At 66.7% G+C, this 1,312-nt stretch carries 1 protein-coding gene and 1 other annotated feature; the gene reads left to right on the top strand.

Annotation, left to right across the window (positions count from 1 at the left end):
• Positions 1-50 precede the first annotated feature (50 nt).
• A protein-coding gene (locus ACVOLV_RS22150) for an IS3 family transposase (protein WP_245213529.1) occupies positions 51-1,273 on the top strand; the annotation gives its coding sequence in 2 pieces (ribosomal slippage) (positions 51-339 and positions 339-1,273; 1,224 coding nt in all).
• Positions 332-448, top strand: a sequence feature (AL1L pseudoknot). It overlaps the preceding gene by 117 nt.
• Positions 1,274-1,312: the final 39 nt, after the last annotated feature.

The following is a 1,312-nucleotide window of genomic DNA, read 5'->3' on the forward strand; positions in this document are numbered from 1 at the left end:
TGAATCGCCCCGTCTTTCCCGGAGGCTCCAAACCTTGAGAGGATGGAGCCATGAGCAACAGATTGACGAGGTACGCACCCGAGGTGCGTGAGCGGGCGGTGCGGATGGTCCTGGACCACCAGGGCGAGCACAGCTCCCAGTGGGCGGCGATCACGTCGGTGGCCGGGAAGATCGGCTGCAAGGCGGAGACGCTGCGGACGTGGGTCCGCCGTGCCGAGCGCGACAGCGGGCTGCGGCCCGGGCTGACGACCGACGAGCATGCCCGGATCAAGGCCCTGGAGCGCGAGAACCGCGAGCTGCGCCAGGCCAACGAGATCCTGCGCAAGGCGTCGGCGTATTTTGCCCAGGCGGAGCTCGACCGCCGATTCAAGCCTTAAAGGGGTTCATCGACGATCACCGCGATGCCTACGGGGTCGAGCCGATCTGCAAGGTGTTGCCGATCGCCCCGTCGACGTACTACGAGCACACCAGCCGCCAGGCCGACCCGTCGCGCCAGCCGGCGCGCTGGCATCGGGAGCAGGCCCTGGCGCCGGTGATCGACCGGGTCTGGAAAGAGAACCGGCAGGCCTACGGGGCGCGCAAGGTGTGGCGCCAGCTCCACCGGGAAGGCGTGCGGGTGGCCCGATGCACGGTGGAGCGACTGATGCGCCGGGCTGGCCTCCAGGGCGTGGTGCGTGGCAAGCCGCGCAAATGGATCGGGCAGGAAGTGGTGGAAGAGAAGCCGATGGACCTGGTGAAGCGGCAGTTCAAGGCTGACCGGCCGAACGCGCTGTGGGTGAGCGATTTCACCTACGTGCCGACGTGGCAGGGATTTGTGTACGTGGCTTTCGTGATCGACGTATTCGCCCGGCGGATCGTCGGCTGGCGGGCCAGTTCGTCGCAGCAGACGCAGTTCGTGCTCGACGCACTCGAGCAGGCCGTGTGGGCGCGCCGCCCAGCGGAGAAGGCACTGATCCATCATTCCGACAGGGGCAGCCAATACCTTTCCATCCGCTATACCGACCGCCTGATCGAGGCCGGCATCGAACCTTCGGTGGGCAGCGTCGGCGACAGCTACGACAACGCGCTGGCCGAAACGGTGATCGGACTGTTCAAGACCGAGGTTACGAACCGCCGCTCCTGGCGCAGCCGGGAGGAGGTCGAATGGGAGACCCTGGGTTGGGTCGACTGGTATAACAACCAGCGACTGCTGGGGCCAATCGGCAACATACCCCCGGCGGAAGCGGAGGCGGCGTACTACGCCGGCAACACGGGTCACGCCATCGCGGCGTGACTCAAACGAAATGGCCTCCGGAGAAGCCGGGGCGATTCA

Source organism: Stenotrophomonas sp. STEN023, from assembly GCF_056760135.1.